The organism is Streptomyces sp. Y7, from assembly GCF_043195415.1.
In the GTDB taxonomy this organism is placed as follows: domain Bacteria; phylum Actinomycetota; class Actinomycetes; order Streptomycetales; family Streptomycetaceae; genus Streptomyces.
Genome location: NZ_JBIDDQ010000005.1, coordinates 443,530 through 449,529, shown reverse-complemented (window position 1 = coordinate 449,529; position 6,000 = coordinate 443,530). Strand labels below are relative to the sequence as shown.

7 protein-coding genes are annotated in these 6,000 nt (G+C 72.9%); 3 read left to right on the top strand and 4 right to left on the bottom strand.

Features of this window, described 5'->3' with window-relative positions:
- The coding region (locus tag ACGFW6_RS17455; RefSeq protein WP_393509875.1) for a ThuA domain-containing protein at positions 1–664 on the bottom strand (664 nt) is incomplete at its 3' end.
- A 309-nt stretch (positions 665–973) separates the two neighbouring features.
- Here ACGFW6_RS17455 and ACGFW6_RS17450 point away from each other — a divergent pair.
- Together ACGFW6_RS17450 and ACGFW6_RS17445 are read left to right on the top strand one after the other, a co-directional pair.
- Complete coding sequence (locus ACGFW6_RS17450) at positions 974–1,606, top strand: VOC family protein (protein ID WP_393509872.1); 633 nt, start codon at positions 974–976, stop codon at positions 1,604–1,606.
- A 73-nt stretch (positions 1,607–1,679) separates the two neighbouring features.
- Positions 1,680–2,078, top strand: coding sequence for a VOC family protein (locus ACGFW6_RS17445; RefSeq protein ID WP_393509869.1), 399 nt, complete (start codon positions 1,680–1,682; stop codon positions 2,076–2,078).
- Positions 2,079–2,134: 56 nt separating this feature from the next.
- On the opposite strand, the gene ACGFW6_RS17440 is transcribed toward ACGFW6_RS17445, so the two are convergent.
- Together ACGFW6_RS17440 and ACGFW6_RS17435 are read right to left on the bottom strand one after the other, a co-directional pair.
- Positions 2,135–2,836 (bottom strand): helix-turn-helix domain-containing protein, encoded by a 702-nt coding sequence (locus ACGFW6_RS17440; RefSeq protein ID WP_393509866.1) that lies wholly within the window; start codon positions 2,834–2,836, stop codon positions 2,135–2,137.
- 73 nt (positions 2,837–2,909) lie between these two features.
- Positions 2,910–3,887: an AraC family transcriptional regulator gene (locus tag ACGFW6_RS17435; protein WP_393509863.1), complete on the bottom strand. Its 978-nt coding sequence runs from the start codon at positions 3,885–3,887 to the stop codon at positions 2,910–2,912.
- A gap of 80 nt (positions 3,888–3,967) precedes the next feature.
- Here ACGFW6_RS17435 and ACGFW6_RS17430 point away from each other — a divergent pair, with 80 nt between their 5' ends.
- Positions 3,968–4,819 carry an NAD(P)H-binding protein gene (locus ACGFW6_RS17430; RefSeq protein WP_393509860.1) on the top strand — a complete coding sequence of 284 codons (852 nt, stop codon included), beginning with the start codon at positions 3,968–3,970 and terminating at the stop codon, positions 4,817–4,819.
- A 27-nt stretch (positions 4,820–4,846) separates the two neighbouring features.
- Here the strand turns inward: ACGFW6_RS17430 and ACGFW6_RS17425 are convergent, their stop codons facing one another.
- The gene (locus ACGFW6_RS17425) at positions 4,847–5,998 is read right to left on the bottom strand and encodes a YihY/virulence factor BrkB family protein (protein ID WP_393509857.1); all 1,152 of its coding nucleotides are present in this window, start codon (positions 5,996–5,998) and stop codon (positions 4,847–4,849) included.
- Between the last annotated feature and the right edge of the window lie 2 nt (positions 5,999–6,000).

Here is a 6,000-nt window from a genome sequence, read left to right as displayed (position 1 = left end):
TCCCTGATCCCCGGGTGGTCGCGGACCCGGCCGCCCAGTCGATGCCGCCGCGGAGGTGGGCGCGGAAGCCGGGGTCCGCGTAGGCCTCCGGGGCGTGGCCGAGGGCCGTGTAGAAGACGCGGCCCGCCCCCTGCTCGCGGCACCACACCAGCGGATGGTCCTCGCCCATGCCCCCGCCCTCGTACGACGACTCGTCGGCGCGGGCCAGCACCCGTACCGTGCCACGGGGGTTGGTGCGGAAGTCGTACCACTCGTCCACGAAGTCCCATACGGCCGGCAGGTGCCGGGTGGCCGGGTGCTCGTGATCCTCGACGATCACCCGGCCCGGCTGGTGGTCGGGGTGCCGGTCGAAGCGGGCGCCGAGCAGTTCGCCGTAGTACGGCCAGTCGTCCTCGGTGCAGGCCGCCGCGTGCACCCCGACGAAGCCGCCGCCCGCCTCGACGTACCCGGCGAGGCGCTCGCGCGCGGCCGGGGTGAGGATCTCGCCGCTGGTGGAGAGGAAGACGACGGCCGCGTACGCGTCGAGGGGCTGTTCCAGGGCCCGCGGGTCCTCCGTGTGGTCCACCTCGAAGTCACCGAGCGTGCGCAGGGCCTCGACGCCGGCCGGGATGGAGGCGTGCCGGTAGGCAGTGGTGCGGGTGTGGACGAGGAGTCGTACGGGCATGTGAGCGAGCCTAGGCGAGCCGGGGCGCCCCCGGCCCCCCCCACCCGCGGTCGTCGCAGCGTCTCGGGCGACCCTTGGCACCGTCCAACGGCCGTGGATGCTGGGTCTGTTCACCCCTGGGCGTGACGGGCCCGTCGCGGCGATGCGTGCATGACCCATGACGGGCGGCAGCAGATCCATGCGCTGCACGAGGAGTTGGTGCGCCGCGAACCTGCTGCCCGACGGCACGGTCGTTTTCGACGACTGACCGTCGTGTCCTGGCGCACAGGTGTTCCATCACCAAGGCCGCTCTGCGTAGCCTCGGCAGCGATGAACGCCATTCCCGCGCTTCTCGATCACCTCGTCCTCGCGACCCCCGACCTGGCCGCCACGGTCGCCGACTTCACCCGGCGCACCGGCGTGGCCCCCGCCCCGGGCGGCGTGCACGTCGGGCTCGGCACGCGCAACTACCTGGTGTCCCTGGGCGGCACCAGATACCTGGAGATCATCGGCCCCGACCCCGAGCAGTCCGCTCCCGGCGAGCCCCGCCCCTTCGACGTCGACGGGCTCACCGTCGCGCGCACGGTCACCTGGGCGATCAGCCCGCCCGACCTGGACGCGGCCGTCACGACGGCCCGCGCGCGGGGCTACGACCCCGGCCCGGCGCAGTCGATGAGCCGCCGCAAGCCCGACGGCACACTGCTCCGGTGGCGCCTGACCGACGGCGACGACGCCCACCCCTCGGGGCTCGTCCCCTTCCTGATCGACTGGAGCGCCACGATCCATCCGACCGCCTCCGGACTGCCCGCCACTCCCCTGCTGTCGCTGACCGCGAGCGCCCCCGAGCCGGACGAGATCCGGCCCCTGCTGGCGGCCCTCGGCACGGACCTCGACCTCACGGCGGGCCCGGTGGGGATCTCGTTCACGGTGGACACGCCGCTCGGGGCGGTGACCTTCGGGTGAGCCGGCCCGGCGAGCGGCCGCGGTGTCCGATTCCTTCAAGACCGGCCGCTCTCCCCCTGCCTACGGTGGCCGCATGACTCCACGATTCGATGCCATCGGCCTGGTCGTCAGCGACATGGCCGCGTCCGTCGCCTTCTACCGCCGCCTCGGTTTCGCGTTCCCCGACGGCTCGGAGAACGAGCCGCACGCGGAGGCGGAACTGCCGGGCGGATTGCGTCTGTTGCTCGACACCGAGGAGACCGTGCGGTCCTTCCACCCGGGGTGGCGGCCGCCCGCCGGGAGCGGCCGTCACGCACTGGCGATGCGGTGCGAGGACCCCTCGGAGGTCGACGCGGTGTACGAGGAGCTGGTGGGCGCCGGTCACCACGGCGAGCTCAAGCCGTGGGACGCCTTCTGGGGACAGCGGTACGCCGGCGTGCAGGACCCGGACGGCAACGGGGTCGACCTGTTCGCCCCGCTTGACGGGCCGTGAGGGGCCGTCGTTCGTCCGCGGCGCCGTCGTGGTCCCTCGCGCAGTTCCCCGCGCCCCTACGGGGCGCTGCCGACGCGTCGGCCGAGCAGTTCGCCCAGCGACAGCCCCGCCAACTCCCTGACGTCCCGGGCCAGATGAGCCTGATCGGCGTACCCGGCGCGGACTGCCGTGTCCACGAAGGCCGCGCCTCCCCTGGCCAGCGCGAGCGCGTGTTGGAGTCGTAGGATCCGGGCCAGCGTCTTGGGGCCGTACCCGAAGGCACTCAGACACCGTCGGTGCAACTGCCGTGCACCGATACCGAGTTCATCGGCGGTCACGGCGACGGGACGTCCCGAGTCGAGGGCGGCGACGACGTGCCGTAGCACCGGATCGGGCGCGTGCACGCCGGCGGCCCGCTCCAACGCCACGTCCTCCAGTGCGGTCACCGGATCGAGGGCGGCCTCGACACGGTCACGCAGCCGCCGTACCTCCACGGCCGGCCACAGGTCCCCGAGCTCCACCCGCCGGTCACGCAGTTCATGCGCGGGCACACCCAACAGCCCGGGTGCGGTCCCCGGAAAGAACCGGACACCGGCCCAGTCGCTCGGCTCACCCTCGGTGACGTACGCACGTGTGTCGGGCCCGGCGACGAGCAGCCGCCCGTCGTTCCAGAGCAGATCCATGCACCCGTCGGGCAGGACACGCCCCGGACCGGACCCGTCCGTGCTGTTCGTCCAGACCACGGCACCAGGCAGACGGGACGCGCGTTCCGCGTACATGAGAGCCAGGCTACGCCGCGCCCCCAGGAGCGCGGGGAACTGCGCGACCGGCCGCACCCGGCCCGCGGCCGCCCTACGCCGGCACCCGCGCCCGATGCTCCTGCGGACTCACCCCGTACACCCTCTTGAACGCGCTGGACAGCGCGAACGCGCTCCCGTACCCCACCCGCCGCGCGATGGCGTCCAGCGTGTCGTCGGTGTCGCGCAGCGCGTCCGCCGCGAGCGCCATCCGCCACCCCGTGAGGTACGTCATCACCGGCTCCCCGACCAGTTCGGTGAACCGGCGGGCCAGCGCGGCCCGCGACACGCCCGCCTTGGCGGCCAGCGAGGCCACCGTCCAGGGCAGGGCGGGGTCGTCCTGGACGAGCCGCAGCACCCGGCCGACGACCGGGTCGGCGAGCGCCGCGTACCAGGCGGGCGCCTCCGCCTGCGGACGGGAGAACCAGGCCCTGAGCGCGGCGATGACCAGCAGGTCGAGCAGCCGGTCCAGGACGACCTCCTGCCCCGGTTCGTCGCGGACGATCTCGTCCATGAGGTACGGCGTCAGCGGGCACTTCCACACGTCGGCGGTGAGGGACAGCAGCGGAGGCAGCGCCTTCAGCAGCCGCCCGCTGATCTCGCCCTCCCACAGATAGGTGCCGATCAGCATCACGGCCGAGCCGTCGAGCCGGTCGCCCCAGGTACGCACGCCGAGGTCCATGGAGCCGTTGAGGGAGCGTCCGTCGGGGTAGCTGCACTCGGCACCCGGCAGGATCAGCGCCTGGGGCTCGGTGCCGGGGTCGTCGGCGCAGATGTAGGGGTCCGGGCCGCGGGCGATGGCGAGGTCGCCGGGGCGCAGCCGGATCCTCCCCGGGCCTTCGGCCGGGGGGACCCCCCTCTCGCTTCGCTCGCCCCGGTCCGGGAGCACCCAGGCCTCGCCGCGGACCATGACCATGACGGTGAGCGGGGCGCGGTCCTCGATGCGGATGGACCAGGGCGGTTCGAAACACGCGCGGATCATGAAGGCGCCACGGGCACGTGGGCCCTCCAGCAGACCTGCAAGGGCGTCCATGCCGCCAGCGTAGACGCCCGCGCATGGGAATGAGCCGTTCAGCGATGGGCTGTTGGCGCCCGCGGCCGTTGACTGGAGGCATGACGGAGAACGCAGCCGAGAAGGCGAACACGCAGCGGATGACGGTAGTGGTGACCGGTGCCTCGGGGCGTACCGGGAGCCGGGTGGCTCAGGCGGCCCGCGACGCGGGGCTCACGGTGCGCGCCGCGTCCCGGGCCCGGGGCTTCGACTGGGAGGACCCGACGACCTGGGCGGAGACCCTGCGGGACGCGGACGCGGCGTATCTGATGTACCCGTCCGACGTCGGCTCCCCGGCGGCGGCCGAGGGCGTCGGCGCCCTCGCCCGGGAGGCGGTGGGGCTCGGGGTGCGGCGGCTGGTGCTGCTGTCGGCGCGCGGCGAGGACCAGGCGCTGCCGACCGAGGAGGCGCTGAGGTCGTCCGGCGCGGACTGGACGGTCGTCCGGGCCACCTGGTTCGCGCAGAACTTCAGCGAGGGGCCGCTGGTGGAGGGGATGGTCCACGGGGAGCTGGTCTTCCCGGCGGGCGAGGTGCGGGAGCCGTTCGTCGACGTGCGGGACATCGCGGACGTGGTGACGGCCGTCCTCACGTCCGGCGACCGGTACGTGGGGCGGACGCTGGAGCTGACCGGGCCCCGGCTGCTGACCTGGCGGGAGGCGGTCGGGGAGATCTCCGCCGCGACCGGCACGCCGATCACGTACACACCGGTCCCGACGCGTTCGTACGGCGAGGCCCTGGCGGGCTTCGGAGTGCCACCGGAGGAGGTGGAGCTGCTGGTCGAGGTCTTCGAGACGCTGATGGACGGCCGCAACGCCCGTCTCACCGACGACGTCCAGGAGGTCCTCGGCCGTGCGCCGCGCGACTTCACCGACTTCGTGCGGGAGGCCGCGGCGGCGGGGGTGTGGAAGGCCTGAGCCCGGACACCTCCGCCGTGCGAGCCGCTACGAGTCCTCCGGCTTGTGCGGCGGATGGTGCGTGCTCTTCACATGGGTCCGCAGCCGCGACGTCAGGTCCTCCGGGGGCAGGAAGCGGGACCAGCGCTCGGGGAACTCCGACGGCATGTCCGGGTCGTCCGGGTCGTCGGGGTCGGACTCCCGGCTCGCGGCGGCCCGGGCCACGTACTCGGCGACCTGGGCCTCGCGCAGCCGCTCGTTCGCGGCGCGGGCCGCGGCGGTCGCGGCGGCCGGCCAGACCCGGTCGATCGCGGCGTTGACCGCGGCCCCGACGAGCACCGCGAACGCGGACACACCGATCCACAGCAGTACGGCGACGGCGGCGGCGAGCGAGCCGTAGATCGTGGCTCCCTCGATGGTGTTCTGCAGGTAGATGCGCAGCAGGAAGCTGCCCAGCACCCACATCCCGAGGGCGACGAGAGCGCCGGGCACGTCCTCGATCCAGGGCGAGCGCACCGGGACGGACACGTGGTACAGCGTGGTCAGGAACGCGATCGACAGGACGATCACGACCGGCCAGTACAGGACCTGCACCAAGGTCTCCGACCACGGCACGATCCGCACCACCGCGTCCGGTCCCGCCACCATCAGCGGCAGCGCCACCGAGCCGATCAGCAGCGCCGCGAGGAACAGCAGGAACGCCACCAGGCGGGTCTTGACGATGCCGCGGACGCCGTCGAGGCCGTACATCACGGTGATCGTGTCTATGAAGACGTTCACCGCCCGGGAACCCGACCACAGGGCGAACAGGAAGCCGACGGAGATCACGTCGGGGCGGCCGCCGTTCATCACGTCGTCGAGGATCGGCTGCGCGATCTGCCGCACGCCCTTGTCGGACAGGACGGTGCGCGAGGCCTCCAGCAGGTTGGTCTCCAGGCTGGTGATGGTGTCGGTGCCGGTCCAGTCGTCGACGTAACCGAGGAGGCCGATGAGGCTGAGGAGGAGCGGTGGCACGGACAGCAGCGTGAAGAACGCGGCTTCGGCCGCGAGACCGAGGATGCGGTACTCGATGCAGGAATTGACGGTGTCCTTGAGCAGCAGCCAGGCGGTCCTGCGCTTGGAGACGTTCCGGTAGAGGACACGCGCCCGGTGGAGGCGACCGGAGGAGCGCTGGGGAGACGGTTCACTTGCTGACTGCACGA